We start from the raw sequence: 23,532 nt of genomic DNA, 5'->3' as shown, positions 1-23,532 counted from the left end.
GCCCCCTTCTTTTATTCCTGTATAATCATATTTCTATATTAAAATTTGCCCCAATTTTTTTAATATTCTAATATTAAATTATCCTCCTCTCCTGATCATAGATATTTTAATAAATAAAAAAATCTCTCGTCCTTATAAACACATTTTAATATGTTCATAAGGACGAAAGATTTATTTCCGTGGTACCACCTTATTTGCAATTAGATATACCAATTGCCTCTCAAATCAGGTCAACTTTAAATAAAAAATTTTATTTAACATAAACCCTAACCATATATCGTTGGTATACGTCCTCGTTTACTTGGCAAAGGCCTTTCTACTTGGAAACTCCGGAGTGATTTACATATTTTCATTAACACCAACTTACACCAAACGTTGGCTCTCTTAAGTTAATAGATCAAATATTTCTTTCTCCATCACAGTTTATGCCATTAAGTATATTATTTTTTTTTGAGATTGTCAAATGTTTTTTTGGAATATTTATCTGACTCTAAGAATTATTTTATATCTTAAATTTTTGAACCATCCCATTAAGTTTTTGAGCAAGTTCTGCTTGACTTTGCGCAGTTTTCGATACCTCTACTATCGCTTTTGTTGTTTCATCAATACTTGCCTTTATTGCTTCTGAATGTTCACTAGAATCCTGTGCATTTTCTGCCACATTCTGCACTGCATTGCTTACTTGACTCACTGTAGCTGTAAGCTCTTCAGACATAGATGCAATTTCCTCAGACATTCTGCTCACAAAATCAGAATCATTATAATATTGACTTCCCATGTTCCCAAAATACTCAAATTGTGGATCTACATCTTCATTTATAAATTTTAGTACATCATTACCATTTTCAGATAAATTTTTAAATGCATCCTGAACTTTTACAATAGTATCTTGAATACCTGTTACTGCTTGTGAAGATTGTTCTGCAAGTTCTCTTACCTCTTCTGCAACTACTGCAAATCCTTTACCTTGTTCTCCAGCCCTAGCAGCCTCTATAGCCGCATTCAAGGCAAGTAAGTTTGTCTGTTCTGATATATCTGCAATAGTATCTGCCATGATCTTTATATCATCTACCACTTTTCCTTCTTCAATTGCCTGAAGCATATGATTTTTCTTCTCTTCATATAAGTTTCGTACTTCCTTTATTGCATCCTTACCTTTTTTCTCAACTTTAACAGCTCTTTCTTTAGATTGGTTTGCATTATTGCTTCCTTCCGCAGCTTTACCAGACAGTTCATTAATGCTCGAATCCACTTCTTCAATAGATGCTGTTATTTCTTCTGATGATGCACTGTTTTCCTGAATTCCAAATGTTATATTCTTTACTGCACCATCTATCTCCTCTGCTTTTGCTGATAACTCTTCTACTGTAGCAGAAAGTTCTTCACTAGATGCACTAATCTCCTGTGAATTTGTCATTATTCCTTTAATTAACTCAGTTAAATCTTTCTGCATCATATATACTACGTTGGCAAGTTCTCCTATTTCATCTTTACGTCCAAGTGGTACAACTGTAGTAAAATCTCCTTTGGCTATAACTTTTATATTTTCTACAGCTAATTTCAAAGGACCTGCTATACATGAATTTAGCAACAAAGCTAAGCCTATTGCAGATACTAGTCCAACTATTATTAGTATAGTCATAATCTTATTGCTGCTTAAAAATACAGCATGGTTATTAGAATTTTTGATTTTTGCATTGTCAGTGTTTCCACTAATTAGCTTATTAAGACTTGAAAACATGGCATCTCTTGTCGCTACTATCTGCCTGTATTGTTTAACTGCCTCATCAAAATTTCCAGCATCAATAAGCTTAATAGTATTTTCCCTTAAAGTTATGTACTTACTATCATAACTTTTAAATGCAGACCACATTTGTTTTTCTGTGTCATTCTTAGGAAGCTTTTCATAATTCTCAATATATTTCTGATCTTCGTCTTTATTTAGTTGGATATCTTTTTCTAAATCACCTTTTTTTGAAGCATCTTTCACATAAACTAATTGCAGCATATCGCTTTTTATTTCTGTTAAATTTTGTTTCATATCTGTAAGCATATAAACACTTTGTAATCTATTGCTGTACATCTCTTCAGAATTTAAATTCACTGTCCTTAGTGACACTATACCTATAACACCAACTACAGCAATTAATAAAGCCATTATAATAAAAGATAACATCAATTTTGTTCTTACTTTAATATTTTTAAAAAAATTCACCTTGATTCCTCCTATTTACTTTGATTTTTTAATAAATTCTCAATTTTATTCTCTTTAAGCGGTTTGCTAAAATAGTAACCTTGAATCAAATTACAGCCCAAACCAATAATTTCATCCAACTGTTCTCTTGTCTCCACACCTTCAGTAATTACTTTATATTTTAAATACTTTGATAATTTAACTATACTGCCAATTACAGCTTTGCTTTTATCATTACGAATATTAGAAATAAATGACTTGTCTATTTTTAGCGTATTAACTGGTAAATTAATTAAATAGTTTAAAGAAGAATATCCTGTTCCAAAATCATCTATTGCAATGCTTACGCCGCTTTCCATAAGTTCATTTAATAATTCAATCTTGTCTTCCCCAATTTCAATTAAAGTTCTTTCCGTTATTTCTATTTCAAGTAAAGAAGGTTCTACATTGTGCTTTACACATATGTTTAATATATTCATCTTAAAATCACTTTTTTTTAATTGAATTGGAGATACATTTACAGATATCTTATTAAATTTATAACCTTTTTCTTTCCATGAACAAGCAGTCTCTAAGGCTTTGTTTAGAACCCAATCTCCAATTTGTACAATGTATCCATTATCTTCGGCTATAGGAATAAATTCAGAAGGAGATACATTGCCAAGTTTATTATTATTCCACCTTAAAAGTGCTTCAACGCCAATAATTTTATTACTTAAAGCATTAATTTGAGGCTGATAAAAAATATCTAATTCGTTATTAATAATTGAATTCTTCAGTTCACTATCAATTAAAATTTTTCTAAAATAGGGTTGTGCCTTTTGTTTATCAAAGAAAGTACACTCATTTTTTCCCTTACCTTTAGATTTATATATTGCAAAATTACAAAACTTTAATAGTTCATCTGGATCAGAACTATCATCTGGAAAAACAGTTACCCCTAAACTTGTACTAATGTAAATTTCTTTACTCATTATTTTAAAAGATTTTTTTAAACATTTATGAATTTTATTACACATTTTCTCTATTTTTTTTATATCATTAAACTCATAAATTAGTATTGCAAATTCGTCCCCTTCTAACCTGAATAACTCACCCTTCTTACCAAGTAATACGGTAATTGATTTTGCAAATGATTTTAAAATCCAATCACCAATGTGGTGCCCAAAATTATGATTTATGATTTTTAAATTATCGATATCAATATATATAAGTGCACCTTTTTTATTATGAATTTTAGCTGTTTTTATTGAATTATTAAGCTTTATAAAAAAAAATTCCCTATTAGGTAAATTAGTAAGACCATCCCATCTTTCATAGAACTTCATATTTGTAATATTAAATATTAATACACCTAGTACACCAGAACTTTCTATTTCATCTTTAAATATTTTACCCTTAAGTAAAACCCATTTAATTTCTCCGCATTTAGTCTTTATTCTAAATGTACTTTGATAAAACTCTAGAGATCCATTAATATAATCATCTAGATCTTGTATTGCCATCATTTTGTCTTTTTCATAAGTTATAATATTAATAAATTCATTCATACTTTTAACAGAGTTGAGTCCATATCCTGTTATTTTTTCAGAAATAACCATTTCGCCTGTATCTATATTCCATTTGCAGACTCCAAGATTGCCCATATTAAGTGCATATGTATACACGTTGTCATTTTCCAAACTATATTTATCGTTTCTATACATTTTACAATCCTTATCTATACGAATAATTTTTCTTTTAAACTATTTACCTCTACTAATATTTGTTTATGTAAATACTCATTTCTTACCATGTGATTAATATTTTGACTTATTTTTTTATCTACATTATTATTTATTTAGACGAAATAAATATTTTGTCCGAAAAATGAAAATTTTACACCTATTTATTATTTCATTATTCCAATATAATCCCATAAATTTAAAATTATGATAATTATTACTTCATTATTCTGTAAATTACAACATTATTTTAATGTTATTTTCATAATAATTGGATTTTACTCAATATTATGCTATAATTTATTATACAAAATATTTATATTGTACAATTATCTTGAAAAGAGGAAACTAAATGGAAAGAACCGGTAATAAGAAAATAAAATATTTTACTCAGGAAGAAACAAAGAGCCTTTTCAATGCTATCATAAGTTTAGATAATATACATGCAGTTAGAGATTTAGCAATCTTTAGAGTTGCTTATAGATGTGGGTTAAGAGCCTCTGAAATTGCTTTGATTAAATTGGAAGATTATAATGCTTCAAAAGGCGAACTTTACTGTAAAAGACTAAAAGGCAGCTGCAATAATACTATAAGACTTGATAATAAGACTAAAGATGCATTAGATAAATATATACATGAAAGCAATTTGTCATCTAACTCTGAAGTTCTGTTTAAAAGTCAAAAAAATAGACCTATTTCAAGGCAAACTCTTGATTATCTTATGAAAAAATATTGTTCTTACTCTAATATTCCTGATAAGAGTAAATACCATTTTCATGCTCTAAAACATACTACAGCAGTTCATTTAGCAGAGTCTGATATGGATATAAAAGAACTGCAGTGGTGGCTTGGACATAGATCTGTTACTAATACAGAAATTTACTTTCAATTTACGACCAAGCAGCAGGAGAAAATGTATTCCAAGCTTGAAGAAAAAAGTGAAATGGTCTAGGAATATCTAAACTTAAAGCTAAAGTGCAAGTATAGCATTTTAGCTTTAGTTTATATTGACATAAAAAAACTAGATGATATAATTACATAAATTGAAACTTAAATCATATAAATGCCTAAAGAAAGGAATTAAAAATATGAGTATGGAATTTATTAAAAAAATACCTACAGCACAGGAAATTATACAAGAAATGCCTCTGCCAAATTATATTAAGGGAATTAAAGAAAACAGAGATGTTGAAATAAAAAAAATTTTTCAAAATGAAGATGATAAATTTCTTCTTATCATAGGGCCCTGTTCTGCAGATAATGAAGATTCTGTTTGTGAATACATTGAAAGGCTTGCAAAAGTTCAAGAAAAAGTAAAGGATTATATTGTCATTATACCTAGAATATACACAAATAAGCCAAGAACAACTGGTGAAGGATATAAGGGAATGGCACACCAACCAGACTTACACAAAAAACCAGATTTAGTTGAAGGAATAAGAGCAATTAGAAGGATGCATATAAAAGCATTAAGTGAATATTATATGCCTGCTGCTGATGAAATGCTGTATCCTGAAAATTATGCATATCTTTCAGACGTGTTAAGTTATCATGCAGTTGGAGCTCGCTCAGTAGAAGATCAACAGCATAGATTTACTGTAAGCGGTGTTGATATGCCTGTAGGAATGAAAAATCCTACCAGCGGAGATATCCACGTAATGTTAAATTCCATTAAAGCAGCACAGCTCGGTCATTCTTTTATATATAATGGTTGGGAGATTAAAACAAGTGGAAACCCTCTTGCACATGCTGTTTTAAGAGGAGCAGTAGACTCTTATGGCAGAAACATTCCAAATTATCATTATGAAAACCTGACTTATCTCGCCAGCGAATATGAAAAACAAGGGTTATTAAATCCTGCTATTATTGTAGATACAAATCATGCAAATTCAATGAAGCTTTATAAAGAACAACCGAGAATTGCAAGAGAAGTACTAATGAGTAGAAAATATAATTCTACGCTAAAAAAAATGATTAAAGGACTTATGATTGAAAGCTATCTTGTAGGGGGTAAACAAGACGTAAATGATGGTATCTATGGAAAGTCCATAACAGATCCATGCCTAGGCTGGGAGGATACAGAAAATTTAATTTACTATATTGCTGAAAACGTGTAAATTTACAATAGATGAATTTCTAATTACTGTACCGTCTATATATGGAGAATGATCCTCAATTTTTTAAATAAAAAGAACTATAAGGAGATTGTTAATTCAAATCCACTTATAGTTCTTATATAGTAGAGCACATAATAATCTAAGTTGCACCATTATAGATAACATATATGACCTTATTATGATGTTTCCACCATAATAAAGCAGTTCATTACCTATAATGATGGTTTCCTCGACTATATAAAATATCTACACAACTATATATAACCTCTCGGCTATATATAACCATCTCAACACCTCATATAATTTTAGCTCGACCCTATACCATAAGTTGGAACCTTAATATAATCAACTATATTAAAGCTTTTCCCCACAATATAGAATCTTCCCTCTGACCATATATAAGCTATTTATACAATAACCTATATACAATCGTTGGCCGATTCATAAATACCTCTACTCGAAGCACATATAAATCTTGACTCAACTGTTATATACCCTATGCTATTATAGTAACCTTTTTGTCTTTATTATATACTGGTAATTTCTATTTACTTTTTACCACAACAATTTTTATACTTTTTCCCACTTCCACAAGGACATGGATCATTTCTACCCACCTTTTCTTTTTTTATTACAGTAGTAGAACTAAGCTCCTCTGGAGTATATCCTTTTAAAATCCACATTCTTGTATTATTAAAAAATTTTATCACTTCATTTCCAATAAGATTTACTTCTTCAATACTTGAAACATCAAAATTAGTTATAAAAGCTTCCATAACATCCGAAATTTTTACATTATTTTTAAATTCAGCCTCTAAAGCCAATATCAAATCTTCTGCATCTTCACTATCTATATCAAAATTCTCTGTAAAAAATTTATAAAGTTTATTATAAGCCTTTGTCTTATCCTGAAAATCGATTTTAGCTGCTTCCAACAATTCTTCTTTTTTAAAAGGATAAAAATTCAAATCTCTTTTTTCACGCTGATGACAAATTATATCAAAAGCATCATCAACCAAAACATCATTTCCCAAATATCCATTAAACTCAAATTCTCCATAATACTCTGCGGCATTTTCTAATATAACTTCAAGATTCATATATGCTATATCAAAATCAATATATCTTTTCACTAATTCTTTAAAAGTTTCAAGTTCAACAACACCATAATAATTACACATTCCCCAAAAGAGCTTTATGATTTCCTCATTTTTTTCTAACTGCTTTATTAATTCCTTGTTATCTCTGCGTAAAATTACCTTTTGTAATTCTTCCGGCACAATAATAACATCTTCTCCATCTATTTCTCCTGTAAATAGAAATGCTCTATTTCTAAGATAATTAGCAACATTAGTTTCTATATCATAGTTATGAACCGAACATATTTTCTTTGTTGATGCTTCTAGTAAAACTTTAAATGCTTCACCCCCCATATTTTCCATAATAAACTGTGCCTCTTGTTCATATGAGTCCAGTATTTTATTTTTTAATTCTTCTTTCTTCAATTTTGAAATCTTATTTATATACAGATTTTTAGCTATATCTATCAACTTGTCTTTTGTAAATCTGTTCAAATGATATTCAAGGGAAAAATTTTTTTCAATAGGCTGCCAGTTTTTAATCTCTTTTCTTATTCCAGCATTAATTGCTCTTCTAGCTACTTTATCAAAGTCCATTGAAAAAGCATTATCAAAATATGATTCCTCATCATCTTCATAAGTATAATCTTCTTCAACATCATTGTTCTCTTCTTCTGTTTTGCTGCCAAAACTTCCAACCGTTATTACTTTACCACTTTTAACATTCGGTAAATATTTGACTTCATCTTCCTTACTTCCATGATACCCACAAACTCCTGCTCTCGGTGAATTTACATAATCCACTTCTTCTATCATTTCTTCATCACTAGTACTATCTTCAAAACAATCATCACACAGATATTCTTCATTTTCATAATCATAGTATGATGCCTTACTGCCGCAATTTGAACATTTCAATTCTGGCTCATTATTTCTAGCTATTAGCTCTATGTCTTTTCCCTTATTAGAACATATAATCTTATCTATAACTTTAATTTCTAAATATGTAGTAGATCCAAAATCATATTCGTATTCTATTTTGTTATTTAAACCTATAACATTTTTAAGCTTTATATTCATATCATTTGAAGGTTCTCCAAAAGTCCAATCTGTATCTATTTCACTTTCATATCTTTCCCCATATATCTCAAACATACTCAAATGACCGCAGCATTCCACCCATATATCTCTTAAAAACTGATCCAAATTTTTTAATGTACAATTTATATCTATAGTTATATACATCCAATAGTCCTTGTCATATTTAGAATACACTCCTAAAATAAACTTATTTATATTAGATGAAGAGGAGCTTTCATCTAATCCCATAGATTCTTTCATTACTTTACAGCTTTTTATATGTTTTAAAATACCTGCTTTACTAAATTCCTTATTGCAATAATAACATTTTCCTTTCAACAATAATACACCTCTTTCACCTCATACTTAAAGTATTCTAATATAAGTATATCTTATTTTTTACTTTTTAACTTCAATTTATTGCCCTGCAACAAAATAAATGATATAATTACATAAATTCAAACTAATAAATATAATATAATGAGCATAAAAGATATATAAGAAGAGGTGCAATTAGTAAATTATAAGGTTTTTGAAACTGTTAGAAATGATTTAATTTTAATTAACTGTGTAATATCCTATATTATAAAAAACATTGTACATTTTTTTCTTTCTTACTTATTTTTGATAATGCATCAAAAACCAGGTCAGGCTGATCCATCATCAAGAAATGTCCTGCATTTGGAATTATAAATATATCTTTACTTGGTGCCTTTATATCTTTAAAATAATCTTCAGCTATAACATGGGGAGCTTGCCAATCCCTTCCACCCAAAATATAATATACCGGCACCTTATATTCTTTGGATTCTGTGCGTAGATTAAAGCCACCAAGAAAACTGTGAACCTTTGAATTTGCCTTAAAGATTTTCATAAATGCTATAATATCGGAGAATTTAAAAATGGGACTTTTAAACATAGCTATCCAGATATCAATGCCTATCTCCATACCTAATTTGTATTTACCCTGAAGCTTACGAACTACATTACATTTTCTCAAAAACTCTTTATCAAAAACAATTTTGCTGCCAGGATATTTACCTATATTTTCAAGCTTTTTCAATGATTTTTTATCATCTGCATTTTCGATCATTTCTTTAACTTTGTTATAGCCTACCTGCTCATTTTCCACCATACTAATAACTTGTCCAGCACCAATATAATACTCTACTTCTTCCGGATGCTTTCTAATAAATATTGATCCTAAAACACTTCCCCAGGAATGGCCAAATATAACAATCTTTTTCTTGCTATATTTTTTCTTAAGATACTGGATAACTTCAAATAAGTCCTGAAGCATCAACTCTATTGTAGGAAGTTTATCTGGATTCTTCGTAAGGGTCTTCCCTGCACCCCGCTGATCCCAATGAACCACAGTATATATTTCTTCCCATCTATCTTGAAATAATCCTGTAAATAAGGATTCCGCCGAACCCGGTCCTCCGTGTAAAAATAGCATTACAGGATTATCAAAGCTTGTTCCTAAATGATACAGAAACTGATCTATTTCATTAATCCTTACATATTCAGAAGTGCATATTAACCTGTTGTTTTTATTTTTCATAATCTTTCCTCTCCTCTCTTTGATTTTTTCTTATATTTTCAAACTCCTTTAATATTCTTGCTGCGTCTTCCTTATATTGTCTATTTTTTATTATATAATCCAGTGAATAATATATGAAAATCAATATATCCTCACACTATATAATAAAAAATTTCCATACTACTAATGCTATCTTAAGAATATAAAATGAAAGATGGAATCACTTGATATTTTATATGCTAAAATATTATTATAAGTATAATAAAACATTTAATTCTAAGGAGGTATAGCAGTTTGGGCATATTTAGCAATGTATTTTCTTCAAAATACAATTCAATTTATAGATCCATTGAAGAAGGAAATATAAATAAAATAAAAGATTACTTAAAAGAAGACAATGATTTGAATTCCGACTTTCAAATTCAGAGTATACTTCATTATGCTATCGACAATTGCGGAAACAACTATTTTGAGACAATCGAGCTTTTAATAAACAGCGGTGTAGATATCAATAGTCATCAAAGTAAATTCATGGAAACTCCCCTGCACAAACTTTGTGCAAGGGCAGCCCCCCATATTGACTTGATAACCATGATACTAAAGAGAGGAGCTGAAGTTAATGCAATCAATAGCCTTGGTAAAACTCCTATATTTTACTGCAGCTTTAATTATTCCGTAGAACTTTTGAATCTCCTTGTAAAATACGGTGCGGATATAAATGCACGGGATAAATATGAAAATACTCTCCTCCATGACGACTATATCAATTGTTTTGAAGAACATTTTGAAGAATTTTTAAAAGCACTCTTAAACTTCGGTTTTGATATAAACTTGAAAAATGCTTCAGGGCTAACTCCCATGGCTCTTTGTAAAAATGAAAAAATCGAGAATATTTTATCAAAATATGGTGGAATTAAATTTTAAATTGAAGTAGTTTATTTTCATATAGTGCCTTGTGGAATTATCTTCATAAGACACTTCTTTTAATATAACTTTGACACACTTGTAGAAATTAATGTGAAGATTTAACTGAAAAGCTCCTCGATATCCTTTTCTTCCATATTGGAAAGCAAAATTTGCTCTCCAGTATTTTCTTCTATAACATCGTTTATTATTTCTTTCTTTTTCTCCTGTATTTTGTGTATTTTCTCTTCTATAGTTCCTTTAGCAATAAGCCTAATAACCTCTACAGTTTTCTTCTGCCCAATCCTATGAGCTCTGTCCGAAGCCTGATTTTCTACTGCTGGATTCCACCAGGGATCATAATGAATAACTATATCTGCAGAAGTTAGATTTAGTCCTGTTCCACCAGCTTTAAGAGATATTAAAAATATAGGAATTTCCCCCTCATTAAACTCCCTGACCATTTCCCCTCTGTTTTCTGCTTTTACGCTGCCATCAAGGTACATATACTTTATATTTTCATTTTTGAACATATTTCCAATATTTTTAAGCACAGAGGTAAATTGAGAAAATAGCAATATTTTATGCCCATCATTTACACTATTCTGTACTATATCCATAAGAGCTTCCATTTTTCCATTATCACTTTCATAATTTTCTATAAAAGTAGAGGGATCACAGCATATTTGCCTAAGTCTTGTGATTATAGAAAGTATCTTTATTTTACTTTTATTAATGCCTTTATCTCTTATTTCATTATTCAATTCCTCTTTAGCTTGCTGAAGATAAGCTGCGTATACTTTCTTTTGATCCTCTGTCATATCTATCACCATATTATGTTCAATTTTAGGTGGAAGTTCTTTTATGACATCCTTCTTAAGCCTTCTAAGAATAAAAGGTCTAATATGTTTATTCAATTCCTCTAAAGCCTTTTTATCACCATTCTTTATAATAGGTATTTCATATTTTTGGCTAAACTTTCCATGACTCAATAAATATCCTGGCATGATAAAATCAAAAATTGACCATAATTCTGTAATAGAATTTTCAATAGGGGTTCCTGTTAGTGCAAAATAGCTGCCAGCTTTAATGGATTTTACACTTTGAGCATTTAAAGAATTAGGATTTTTTATATTTTGAGCTTCATCTAAAAAGCAGTGTCTAAATTTTATAGCTTTATATTCCTCTATATCTCTTTTAATAAGTGCATAGGAGGTTATAACTATATCCGCCTCATTAATCTCTTTTAACTGACTTTCTCTTACATTCCTGCTGCCTGATACAACTAAGGATTTTAGATCCGATTGAAATTTATTTATTTCACTTTCCCAATTGTACACTAAGGATGTAGGACACACCACCAAAGAAGGCTGCTTTTCCTCATTTTCATCTACCTCTGATTTTATAAAAGCTATAGTCTGAAGAGTTTTTCCAAGACCCATTTCATCTGCTAAAATGCCTCCAAACCCACAGCTAGAAAGAGTTTTAATCCACTTAAATCCAAATTTTTGATAACCTCTCATAATATTATCCAGCTTTTCTGGAATTGTATAATCAATGTCACCTATATCCTTTATATTATTTATAAGTTCTCTAAACTTCTTATTTCTTTGTACAAAAGTTATATTATTTTCCTTAAGACTTGTATCCATGTAAACAGCATTATATTTAGGAAGAACTATTTGATCCTTTTCAAGATCTGAAGTCTTGATGTTTAAATAATCTATCATATCGGACATGTTTTGAAGTTCTCCAGTCTGCAGGGGAATAAAACCTCCATTTTTAAGTCTATAATATTTTTTCTTTTGTTTTAATGCATCAAATATGTGCTTTAACTCTTTTCTATTTACCCCATCAATATTAAAGGTAAATTCTAAAAGATCCTCATCATTTAATCTTATGTTAGATTTATAGCTTTTAGTGGTATAAATTCTTATATCTTTAAAGGCGTCCGAATAGTAAATTTCTGCGGATTCCTGAAGTTTTTCAAGGCCTTCCCCAACAAAATCCAAAATTTTATCCTCATCCTTTAAAATAAATTTAAATTTCCCCTTTTCAAATTGAAAAGCAGTCAAAGTATCTACTATAGCTGCTTCTTCCTTAATGTCTCTAACCAATACCTTCTCATCATCTTTCCTTGCCTCATCATCCTTTAAAGGATTTATATCTATATCTCCATATTTAAATATTACATCACAAACTACAGCATCTTTATCCTTATCAAAATAAAGACAAGGCTTTAAAGGTTCTTCATAAAATTTCTCTTTAATACTGTTATTCACTGTTACCTTTGTACCTATCTTTTTTAAGGCTGGAATTATATAAGAAGCTATTTCTTCACTTTCATTTTGCTGAAAAGTAATTTCAGAGTTTCTTTGTTCAATAAAAGTATTGTAAAGTGCTTTATACACCCTTACCTGTTCATTTGTTGGCATATATATCTTGCTATTATAATAAAAATAATTTCCACTTTTGACTAAAGCTTTAGGCAGCTTTGAGATTTGAGATAAAATTATATTATTCCCCTTGCTGTCTAATTTAAATTCTAAAGGGAAATTTTCTTTTACTACTTTAACTTCACTGTAGTTATCATCATTTATGACTAAATCTATCGCTGTTTCTCCTATATTATCAAGAAACTTTTTTAAGTTACTTTCCGTAAGTCTTGCCTTTTTTCCGCTTAAAAATTTCGCTGTTTTGCTATAATGATAACCATACATTACCATGTCCTCTGTAGCCCTATCTATTTCATATAGATTTTTAAGCATGCTCAAAATAAATTTGTCTTCGTTCTTAAACCTATGTAAATATGAGTTATATGTAAAACTTTTGCCAAACTCCAGCTCATTATGTTCTATAACTGCCTCTAAAAAACTTTTCATATTCTTTACTACATAAAGTTTTTCTTCTCCCACTTTTAATTCTAAAAAAGCTTCACTTTCTCTGCGGCTAATATTAAATTGGAGTTTATACTGCATATTTAAAGTCTTAGTTTCCATCTTTGTCTTAGTGGGTATTAGACTTTTCTTTAATTGTTGAATTAATTTACTATTTTTCTTTATCCCTGATTTATTCTTTTCTCGAGCATATTTTATAAGCACCGCAGCTATATGCTTGCATGGAGCATTATAATTATAATATGCTTTGCAGTCACAATGACAACTTATGTTTTCATTGGCATTTGGATATATTATTTTTACATTATACTTTATAGGCATTTGTGAAGAAGACTTCACTTTTCCCTTAATAGTAGTTTTCTTCCACCCTAATTCTTCTTGAGTACTTACACTCAAGTTTCCTACTTGATCATTTTCATAACATGTAATACCTTTTTCGTACGTTTCAAAATTTAAACTGTCTCTTATTATACCTTCATTTATTTCAAACAAATTTATTCACTCCTGTTTGTATCCTTGTTAAACATTCTAGCACATAATAATATTTTTAAACATGTTTCTAAATTATTTTCATTGAAATAATTGTAAAACCTATGCTAAAACTCTTGTTAAAGCATAGGTTTTACATTATAAAAATGTTAGTCAATTTATATTATGGAGCTTTAAGAATTCATTTTCAAAATTTGTATCTTCCATTGGTTTTCCATAATAATATCCTTGGAATATATCACATCCTAAGCTTTTTAAATATTTTATTTGTTCTATTTCTTCTACTCCTTCTGCTACAACTTCATATCCAAAATAATGAGATAATGATATAATTGTATTAATCATTACCACACTTGCTTCATTTGAAGTTATATCATCAACAAAGGATTTATCAATTTTAATAATATCTATGGGCATATTTTTTAAATAATTTAATGATGAGTATCCAGTTCCAAAATCATCAAGACTTATTTTGATTCCATTAGCTCTTATTTTATTTATATTATTTACAGCTTCATCAAAATTCTTCACTATTGTTGTTTCTGTAACTTCAAATTCTATATACTCAAAAGGCACTTTAAATCTTTTTATTATTTTCAGTAAGTTGTCACATAGTTTACTGTCAATGAGCTGTTCTGTAGATAAATTTACAGCTACTTTAAAATTTTTATAACCTTTGTCAATCCAATTTGATACATTCTTGCATACCTCAATAATGACTGATTCTCCTATATATTTTATAAGACCTTCCCTTTCTGCAAAATCAATAAATTCTGAAGGAGGTATAATCTTATTACCCTCTTTAATCCATCTTACAAGCGCTTCCGCACCTAATACCTCACCATTTTTTGAAATTTTAGGTTGATAAAAAACTTTAAACTCACCATTTTTAATGCCATCTTCTATTGCTTTTTTCTTTATTGTGTCTTCATATATACCAACATTTATAGCGTCATTATAAAAGCTATATACATGTTTGCCTATTCTTTTAGATTCATACATAGCATCATCTGCACGCTTGTACAAAGTTTCAAAATTATTTCCGTCTTTAGGAATAACTGCCACACCCAGGCTTGCAGTCACATAATCAACATTTTTTCCATAAATATTAAAAGGCTTTTTAAATACATTTAAAATCTGCCTAAGCATTACCTCTGCTTCATCTTTATTCTTAACAGACTTTATTAAAAATAAAAACTCATCGCCTCCATTATGACAAATGTAGTCTTGAATATGCATTACCTTCTTAAATCTTCTTCCTGCCTGTTTTAAAAATTCATCACCTGAAATATGACCTAGCGTATCATTTACAGCTTTAAAATTATCCATATCCAAACTTATTAATATGGAATAGGTATTTATTTTAGGAATTTCTTTAACTAATGTGTTTAATACATAATTCTTATTTGGAAGGTCAGTAACACAATTATGAAATGCATAGTAATCCATCTTTTTAATTATTTTAGTAACCACAAACATCATTAAACTAAACAAAAGTATCATTGCAAAATTAATAGCAATTATTGTCCGTAAGGTGATTTCCTTTATAATTTCATTTTTATCACTTAAACTTTTTATATATTGGTCTGAATAATTTAACATTTCTTTGCTTAGTTCAATTCTTCTATCTCCTAAATCCATTATTTCTTTCTTTTCATCATTGGTAATAGTTTTAGATTCTTTTAGCTTTCCAAGCAATTCATTTAATCTATTTAAATATTTCTTATTTGATTCTTTAAGTTGAACAACTAAATCTTTTTCTTCATTAGTTAAATCGTGAAGCGTGGTATATTTATTAATATTTTCTTCAACATCTTTTTCATATTCATCTATCTTATCTTTCATATTCATATAATCATTAACTGAATACAGTGCGTATAATCGTATACTCCAAATATCTTCATTGATTTTATTTGCATAAGCAGAAGTTAAATATCCATTTTGGTACATATTAGTTTCATTGTTGTAACTATCTTTAAGTGTTTTATAAGAAATAAACGTAAATATTAGAAATATTGTCAAAGCTAACATTATAACACTATTAAATATAATTTGTAATTTTGGATTTTTTGAAATAACCGCAACAAAAAAATTTTTTCTAATTTTATTAATTATCTTTTTTATCATAATTTCTCCCGTTAAATACAATAATTCATATTTTAAACTTATTTATTACTTCTTACAGTTTTCCCATTCTTATATAGACCTTCAGTGATAGCCTGTTCAACACCTTACCTTATTATATCACGTCATTTATGTGTCTTGAATTAATCTTTCTTTTGTTTTCAAAAATCTCCACAATGGTTTTTTCCGTACCAACCATCCCTGGAGATGCAATACAGCCCATATTTTTCATGGTTTCTTCAGGAGTTTTACCATTAATTCCGTGTACATCCTCAATATATATACCGTTCATTGCAAAATCTACAGCTTTATAGACAGCATCTACAGCAACAATTCCTTTCATAGTGCAGCCCTGGTTTCCACCATCGCATATCATACCGGTAATACTGCTAGCCATATTGTTTAGCACATGGGCCATAACATCTACATTTCCACCTCGTAAATATACTAATGCACAAGCCATTCCAGAACCTGCTGCTATTGCGCAGCCACAAAAGGCCGAAAGTTTTCCAGAATATTCTTTAATATACATGCAAACTAAATAGCTCAGTGCAGTAGCACGAAGTAGTTGTTCTTTTGTATAACCATTTACTTTATAAGCTGCATACAAAGGCATTGTAGCTATAATTCCATGGGCACCAGAACCTGTAATACTCATTGCCGGCTTATCCAAACCAATTACACGAGCTTCAATTGCCGCATTGCAAAGTAAAGATGCAGTAGACTGTTCATCTTTAGAGATTTCCTTTCCTCCATTGTTTTTCAGAAGATGTCTGGCAAATGTTGTTCTAGGGTTCTTTAATCCTTCATCATATAATTTAAGATTAACTTTATAAGCTTCTTCTATAAAACTTATTTCTTTAACATCAACAGTTGTAATATAATCGTATAATTGATGAAGAGTATATTTATGTATATCAAATACTTCTTTTGACAGCTCATCACCATCATCCTCTTTTTCATCTTTTTGTTCCATTTCTAATTTTCCATTTACAGTAATCTTTGTGATATTTGTATGAGAATCTTCTATGGTAACAACGGCTGTATCACTTTCAGTAATAACTGCAGCTTCTATAAATATTTTACTTGTAATTCCCTTAAGTTCAACTGTGACAGCACCAGATTTTACGAGTTTATGGGCTTCTATATTATCCTCATTTGTTACATTTTCCAATGCTTCAAGTCCCTTTTTTGCATCTCCTGCTACATATCCCAGTGCTGCAGCAAAGACATTGCCAACCTCGCTGCTGTTTGGTATTCCACAGGTAAAAGCATTCTTATACATGCCACTGTTCATTGCCACATTTATTTTTACCACATTGCCTTTTGTGTAACTTTTTGCTTTTGCTACTGCAAAGGCAATTGCACCTGGCTCCGTTACCCCCAATGCAGGCTTCATATCATCTTTAATTAATTGTGTTAACTCATGCATAAACACATTTTCTCCTTAAATTTATATAATTATTATGGAAGATTTAAATTCACTTTTACAAGATATACTATGTCTAAGATATGCCCCATAGTAAAAGCCTATGAATCTATATTCAGACACCAATTTACTACAAGCTTAGCCCTAATTTTGTCTGCATAATAAAAGCATGATATAATTTATTTGTTATGTCAATCGAGAACAAAAATATTATTTAAACGAGGTATAATATATGATTAGGATAATGTTTGTATGTCACGGCAACATATGCCGCTCACCAATGGCTGAATTTGTATTAAAAGATATGGTCAAAAAACGCAGACTTGAAGATAATTTCTTTATAGCATCTTCTGCAACAAGCACTGAAGAGATCGGTAATCCTGTTCATAGAGGCACAAGAGACAAGCTTTCTAAATTCGGTATTTCAACAGATGGAAAATATGCCGTTCAGCTAAGCAAATTGGATTATCAGAAATATGATTATATCATAGGAATGGACAGCTATAATATAAAAAATATTCTCAGAATAATTGGACAAGATCCTGAAAACAAGGTTACAAAGCTTCTTGATTTTTCAGATATTCCAGGTGACATCCCAGATCCCTGGTACACAGGTAATTTCGATGAGACCTATGATGATATAAAAATAGGCTGTGAAGCTCTTTTAAAATACATATCAAATAAAGCTTCTTGTAAAAATGCTTCATCCTTGATATAACAGGGGTGAAGTAAATTCTCTTCTGTTTATCCGATGGCTACTAGCCGTAATACCCCCCATCGCATACAGCGAAAGCGACTATCGCCAAATCAAAGATTTGGGATATCTGCTTTTCTTATAAAGTGGGGGGATAACGGCTGCTACGCCCCTGGATAACGATTTTTCCTAAAGGATAACGCCTTCTAAGTGCTAAAGCACTAAGAATCCTGTTAATAAGTTTCAGATGGAGAAAAAACTCCACCTGAAACCAAGAACTCTGTTTATATCCCTGTTAAACATTCTAGCACATAATAATATTTTTAAATATGTTACTAAGTTATTTCCATTTAAATAATTGTAAAAACCTATGCTAAAACTCTTGTTAAAGCATAGGTCTTTTATTACAAAAATGATAGTAAAAAAACATCTTCAAAGATCAAATCCAAAATACCTTTATAAATCTTACATTTATAATTTCCTGGCATCTGATCAAACAAAGATCCTGTTTTATCATAATTGTACACTGGACACACTCCACAATAAGGATTATATACACAATCTGAACATGCTGGTAAAGTTTCTATACAAGAGGCAGTACATAATGTTGAACATACTTTACTATTAACTAGCGAATTAAAGTCATTTTTATATACATTACCTATTTTAAAGCTTTCATTACCTCTTTCTGCAAGCATTCTGCCTTCATCACAAGTATATATATATCCATCATAATTATATGCCATTTGACCTATAGTTCCACCACAAGGTGATCTAAGCTCCATATAATTTATATAATCATTTTTTAATATTTTAGATAGGAATATAGAATAATGTCCTTCTTTTATATTTATACCTCTATTATTTAAATTTTTTATATAATTACAGCACTTTCTATAAAAATCCAAGAACTCTTCTGGTGTGTATCCAACTTTATTCCAATGTTCCTTTGAATTTCCTAATGGTGTTAATGGTCTTATAAATATATTTTCCATACTCAAATCTACATAGGTATCTATTATTTCCTTCCAGTTTTCCAAGCTAAACCTGGTAGTTGTTTGAATAGCTTGTACTCTACATTTTTTATTTTTTTCTTTATACAAATTATTAATCTTATTTATTTTTTCTTTTACAATTTTGAAGGAACTTTCTTTTCTGTATGGTCTGTTTTTATCATGTACATATTCATTACCATCTAATGAAGTAGCTATATTTATATCATTACTTATGAGAAATTCTATAATTTCATCATCCGCCAAAATTAAATTACTTACCAGATTAAAGCTTATTTCTTTCTTTATAGTTTTATTTCTTTCTTTAACATACTCAACTATATATTTTAACACTTCAAAATTCATTAAAGGCTCTCCACCTTGAAATTCAAAGGATAAGTTTTTACTAGGAGATTGTAATGCTATATCAACAGCCTTTTGTGCCACTTCCCTACTCATTATTTTATTTGAATTTTTTAAAGTACTAGCAGATGCCTGACAATAAATACAACTTTGATTGCAATTAGTAGTAAGTACAAATATATGAAGTTGAGTTCCTTCAAACAAATAGCTTTTATGATTTCTGAGTTCATTTGCAGCCTCATTTATAACAATTTCTCTATTCCCATCTACTACAAAATATTTTTTTAATAATTTATCACATAAATTTTTATCTTCAATATAAGTTCGCCCGCATAATTTTTCAAATTCTTGTTGTGATAAAAACAAGTAATTTCCCAAATCATTAGTGATTAAATACTTACCTTTAAAATTTTTAAAATTAAAGTAATTTAATTTACTTATCATTATTTACCTCTTACACTTTTAAAATTTTTATTCTATATCTGCCAGATATATTACTGTATTGGTTTCACCTTTAAATCCTTCATATTTATAGTAGAATTAAAAAATCCTCCACAATTTTTCATAACACTGCATTCCTTACACTGTTCTTTATATCTTATCTTATAGTCAGATATACTTCTTACACTTAAATTCCATACGCTTTCATCTAAACTACACAGCGGGAAATTATAAATTCCTACCTCTATTCCACCTTTTAATAATATAAAAGCAGCCTCTTTAAGCTTTTCTTGAACACTGTTAAAATCAATCCACACCTTTTCTTTATTAACTACAGCATTTCCCAGCATCTCCATAGCCATAAAATTTACTCTTACTACTTTAGGAAAATAATTAGAGATCATAGCAGCAATATTGGTAATTACATTATAATTTAATTTATTTATTACCACCCTAATTTCTATTTTTCCTCCTAATTCATATAAATTTTTTAATCCATAAAAGCTTTGTATAAAGCTTCCCTTAACTCCAGATATACTATCATGAAGTTCTGGATAATGGCCGTGAATAGGAATGGCTGTTATTAAATTTTTTGGTGTGCTTTTTAAAAAAGCTTCTACAAAATTTTTATTATAAAACATTCTTCCATTAGTAAGTAAAAGGTACTCCGTCTCAGGCAGCTTTTCTCCTAAATATCTTACTATTTCTATAAAGTCTTTCTTCAACAAGGTAGGTTCTCCACCTGTAATACATAAAAATTTAACTTCTTTATCTATAAGTTCTATATACTTTTTTAGAATACTTAAGGATATATTTTTATTTTCTGTTCTTACCTTTAAAGAATCAGGACACATTATACAATTATTATTGCATTTATTTGTAAGCATTAAAACGTTATCTGTGGAATTGGCTCTATATAATACTTTTATAGTTGATCTATCAGTATCCATTTCGATTACATCCTTATCTACTAATGTATCTATCTCATCTATGCCACAAATATATGGAATATTATTTAATTTTAAGTAATTCATAATTTTTTCCTGTACATTTTCCGATTGAAAAACATAAGCATCGTAGCCTTTTATAAAAGTTTTATTTTTTAGTATTACTTTAGCCTTATGTTTTTTATCCAAACTTTCTTCATTCTTACATACTGAAACTAAAGAATAAGAACCTTGTCCTATTTTTCCCTTTAAAAAAAGAGGTCTGTATTTGCAATCTTTAATCATAAAATCTCCTAACCTGCCATAATCAAACTTATTACAGTTCCTAAAAATATAAATGGTGCAAAATGTATTTTTCTGACTATTACAACTTCATTTGATCCATTTTTGGTTTTTTGCCAAAGCTTAATACTTTCTATTTCCTCATAAGTTAATCTTGAACTCATACTTTCCGAACAATCCTCTGGCAAGCCTTTAATTTTAGAATTATAAAAATTAAAGACGGTACCTGAAGACAGCAGCATACCAGGTTTTAAATTTTCTATTGATACATTTTTATAATTATATTTTCCACATAAAGCTCTAAATAAGATTAGAACTATTACAAATGCCATTAATTTTACATTTAAATGTATGTTTCCTGTTCCTAAATAAACAGTACTAAAAACATATGTTAATACTCCAAGAATAGTAACCCAATAAAATATCTTCTTACTATTTGCATACCTTGTTAAGTAAAGAATGAGTAAAGCATTTAAAATCATATATAATCCAAAATTATACAAATAAAAATTTTTAAAAAAGTAGACTATTAAACGATTTAAGTTTATTGATATAATCCATGCAAAAATAATTCTTAATATTATTCTCTTTAATTCTTCTATATCAATATGCTTTATATATTTTCTATCTGCATTTAAAAATCTATCTTTCATATATAAAAATAAACTTTCTAATATTAAATAACCAAATCCACATAAAAAAATAAGAACTATAATAGAAAATCCAGGAAATATATTTTTAGGATTAGACCTGTACATTTCCATAGGCATTAAACCTACAATTAACATAACTAATTTAGCATCTCCTGCTGCCCATATTTTAAAAACATACATCATAATAGAAAAGAATATTGCTGCAATTAAATTAATTAGATACATTTTAACTGTAGTAAAACTTAAACTTTTTAAATAAAGTATCTGAAGTACGATTCCAGGTATGAAAAATATAATAAGATGATTATTATATATCTTACCTCTTTTTATATCCGTATAAGAACTGTTTATACCTAATGCAATTATAATAAAATTTAAAATTTTACATATCAAATTACTAATCATGCCTTCACCTACTGAGCACTATATATGTTTCCCAACTAATCCTATAACGTAATTACAAAATTCATTTTTAATTATTTCAAAATCTTCTTCATTACAATTTAATTTAAGTATAACTGTATTATTTTCTTCTAGATTGTACCTGATCTCAACTAAATTTCTGTAATCTTCTACCGCTTTCTTTATATCCTTTAAGTTATAAATTTTTAAATTTAGTCTAAAAAATTGCATAAAAGTCCCTTTCATTTAAATAAGCTAACTTTCTCCCCAAGCTTTACTTATTTCATCATCACTAAATATTATTTTTCCATCTTCCTCATTCATTTGATAGTAATAATTTTCTTTATTTATGCTGTTACTTTCTTTAACTTCTACACATGTATTATAAAGTGCTCTTCCTAGTATTAATTCTCTTATATTTTTTGTTTCTTTAAAAATTCGAAGTCTTAGAGTTTGATTTAATAATTCATTATAAAATTCTCCTACTAATTTTTTCAAAAAATCTTTATCTTTAATTTCCTTTGGAGTAAATTCAACTCTTATTAATTTTTCTTTTTCATAATCAAAATAAATATAAACTTTTTCTATAAAAATATATGCTGTTTTCATCACTGCTGTAAGAGAATATATTTCTTCATTTATAAAAAATACTGCTTTATCATCTTTTAATACTTCAATTACATTATCCATAGATTTCTTCCTTTATACACAATTTTACTTTGGTAAATCCGTATCTGCTGGTGTCTGAGGAGTCTGTGGTACTGGATCAGGTTTAACTACAGTTTGCTGAGATTGTGGCTGTATTTGAGTTTGGGTACTATTTGAACTACTTCCTGTAGTACTTGAAGAAGTGCTGTCATTTGTATAACTGTCATTGCTTGGCGACGTAGTATCTGTTGATGAATTTGTATAACTGTCACTATTTGTATAATTATTTCCTCCACCATAACTTGAAGAACTATGTGAAGAATGAGAACTGTGGGAAGAATGAGAACTATGTGAAGCAAATGCACTTTCACCAGAAGCTATAAAACTAGCTATTACTAATAAAGATCCTACAAACATCAACTTATTTCTGCTTATTTCCCCTTCCTCTTCATATATAAAATCAGTTATAGATTTCTTTATTTGAGGAAATTGTAATTTGCTTATATTTTTTTCTTTCATTATTCATGCACT

At 29.0% G+C, this 23,532-nt stretch carries 18 protein-coding genes and 1 other annotated feature; of the genes, 4 read left to right on the top strand and 14 right to left on the bottom strand.

The features are described 5' to 3' along the window. Positions 1–155: 155 nt before the first annotated feature. Positions 156–429, bottom strand: a binding site (T-box leader). Positions 430–502: 73 nt separating this feature from the next. Continuing rightward, positions 503–2,215, bottom strand: a complete 1,713-nt coding sequence (locus WY13_RS04485; protein WP_063554507.1) for a methyl-accepting chemotaxis protein — start codon at positions 2,213–2,215, stop codon at positions 503–505. An 11-nt stretch (positions 2,216–2,226) separates the two neighbouring features. After that, a complete protein-coding gene (locus WY13_RS04480) occupies positions 2,227–3,900 on the bottom strand; it encodes a bifunctional diguanylate cyclase/phosphodiesterase (RefSeq protein WP_063554506.1) in 1,674 nt (557 codons plus the stop codon). 370 nt (positions 3,901–4,270) lie between these two features. On the opposite strand from WY13_RS04480, the gene WY13_RS04475 reads away from it, so the two are divergent. Then, complete coding sequence (locus WY13_RS04475; protein WP_063554505.1) at positions 4,271–4,870, top strand: tyrosine-type recombinase/integrase; 600 nt, start codon at positions 4,271–4,273, stop codon at positions 4,868–4,870. 127 nt (positions 4,871–4,997) lie between these two features. Beyond that, positions 4,998–6,035, top strand: coding sequence for a 3-deoxy-7-phosphoheptulonate synthase (locus WY13_RS04470; protein ID WP_278321769.1), 1,038 nt, complete (start codon positions 4,998–5,000; stop codon positions 6,033–6,035). A 548-nt stretch (positions 6,036–6,583) separates the two neighbouring features. Here WY13_RS04470 and WY13_RS22040 read toward each other — a convergent pair. The 3 genes from WY13_RS22040 to WY13_RS22035 all read right to left on the bottom strand — a co-directional run bounded on the left by WY13_RS22040 (position 6,584) and on the right by WY13_RS22035 (position 9,882). Beyond that, positions 6,584–8,536 (bottom strand): SEC-C metal-binding domain-containing protein, encoded by a 1,953-nt coding sequence (locus tag WY13_RS22040; protein ID WP_063554503.1) that lies wholly within the window; start codon positions 8,534–8,536, stop codon positions 6,584–6,586. 241 nt (positions 8,537–8,777) lie between these two features. Next, positions 8,778–9,758 carry an alpha/beta fold hydrolase gene (locus tag WY13_RS04460; protein WP_063554502.1) on the bottom strand — a complete coding sequence of 327 codons (981 nt, stop codon included), beginning with the start codon at positions 9,756–9,758 and terminating at the stop codon, positions 8,778–8,780. Continuing rightward, positions 9,748–9,882 (bottom strand): hypothetical protein, encoded by a 135-nt coding sequence (locus tag WY13_RS22035; RefSeq protein WP_278321768.1) that lies wholly within the window; start codon positions 9,880–9,882, stop codon positions 9,748–9,750. Before WY13_RS22035 ends, WY13_RS04460 begins: the two co-directional genes overlap by 11 nt. A 149-nt stretch (positions 9,883–10,031) precedes the next feature. Between WY13_RS22035 and WY13_RS04455 the strand changes: the two genes are divergently transcribed. Next, complete coding sequence (locus WY13_RS04455; RefSeq protein WP_063554501.1) at positions 10,032–10,661, top strand: ankyrin repeat domain-containing protein; 630 nt, start codon at positions 10,032–10,034, stop codon at positions 10,659–10,661. Between the two features lie 101 nt (positions 10,662–10,762). On the opposite strand, the gene WY13_RS04450 is transcribed toward WY13_RS04455, so the two are convergent. The 3 genes from WY13_RS04450 to WY13_RS04440 all read right to left on the bottom strand — a co-directional run bounded on the left by WY13_RS04450 (position 10,763) and on the right by WY13_RS04440 (position 17,582). Beyond that, a complete protein-coding gene (locus WY13_RS04450; RefSeq protein WP_192844987.1) occupies positions 10,763–14,029 on the bottom strand; it encodes a DEAD/DEAH box helicase in 3,267 nt (1,088 codons plus the stop codon). A gap of 150 nt (positions 14,030–14,179) precedes the next feature. Next, positions 14,180–16,153: a putative bifunctional diguanylate cyclase/phosphodiesterase gene (locus tag WY13_RS04445; RefSeq protein WP_063554500.1), complete on the bottom strand. Its 1,974-nt coding sequence runs from the start codon at positions 16,151–16,153 to the stop codon at positions 14,180–14,182. 112 nt (positions 16,154–16,265) lie between these two features. Further along, complete coding sequence (locus WY13_RS04440) at positions 16,266–17,582, bottom strand: serine dehydratase subunit alpha family protein (RefSeq protein ID WP_063554499.1); 1,317 nt, start codon at positions 17,580–17,582, stop codon at positions 16,266–16,268. 229 nt (positions 17,583–17,811) lie between these two features. Between WY13_RS04440 and WY13_RS04435 the strand changes: the two genes are divergently transcribed. Further along, positions 17,812–18,297: a low molecular weight protein-tyrosine-phosphatase gene (locus WY13_RS04435; protein WP_063554498.1), complete on the top strand. Its 486-nt coding sequence runs from the start codon at positions 17,812–17,814 to the stop codon at positions 18,295–18,297. Positions 18,298–18,677: 380 nt separating this feature from the next. On the opposite strand, the gene hxsB is transcribed toward WY13_RS04435, so the two are convergent. The 6 genes from hxsB to hxsA3 are packed head-to-tail and all read right to left on the bottom strand — an operon-like array spanning position 18,678 to position 23,520. Beyond that, positions 18,678–20,072 (bottom strand): His-Xaa-Ser system radical SAM maturase HxsB, encoded by a 1,395-nt coding sequence (gene hxsB / locus WY13_RS04430; protein WP_063554497.1) that lies wholly within the window; start codon positions 20,070–20,072, stop codon positions 18,678–18,680. Positions 20,073–20,122: 50 nt separating this feature from the next. Continuing rightward, on the bottom strand, positions 20,123–21,301 hold the full coding sequence (gene hxsC / locus WY13_RS04425) for a His-Xaa-Ser system radical SAM maturase HxsC (protein WP_063554496.1): 1,179 nt from the start codon (positions 21,299–21,301) through the stop codon (positions 20,123–20,125). Positions 21,302–21,309: 8 nt separating this feature from the next. Next, entirely contained in the window at positions 21,310–22,356 is a 1,047-nt protein-coding gene (locus WY13_RS04420; RefSeq protein ID WP_063554495.1) for a prepilin peptidase, read from the bottom strand. Between the two features lie 18 nt (positions 22,357–22,374). After that, positions 22,375–22,599, bottom strand: coding sequence for an HxsD-like protein (locus WY13_RS04415; RefSeq protein WP_063554494.1), 225 nt, complete (start codon positions 22,597–22,599; stop codon positions 22,375–22,377). A 9-nt stretch (positions 22,600–22,608) separates the two neighbouring features. Continuing rightward, entirely contained in the window at positions 22,609–23,043 is a 435-nt protein-coding gene (hxsD, locus tag WY13_RS04410) for a His-Xaa-Ser system protein HxsD (protein ID WP_063554493.1), read from the bottom strand. 24 nt (positions 23,044–23,067) lie between these two features. After that, on the bottom strand, positions 23,068–23,520 hold the full coding sequence (gene hxsA3 / locus WY13_RS04405) for a His-Xaa-Ser repeat protein HxsA3 (RefSeq protein WP_063554492.1): 453 nt from the start codon (positions 23,518–23,520) through the stop codon (positions 23,068–23,070). Positions 23,521–23,532 lie beyond the last annotated feature (12 nt).

The organism is Clostridium ljungdahlii (assembly GCF_001636845.1).
Taxonomy (GTDB): domain Bacteria; phylum Bacillota; class Clostridia; order Clostridiales; family Clostridiaceae; genus Clostridium_B; species Clostridium_B ljungdahlii_A.
Note: the sequence above shows the minus strand (reverse complement) of the source record. Positions and strands in the feature narration are given on the sequence as shown.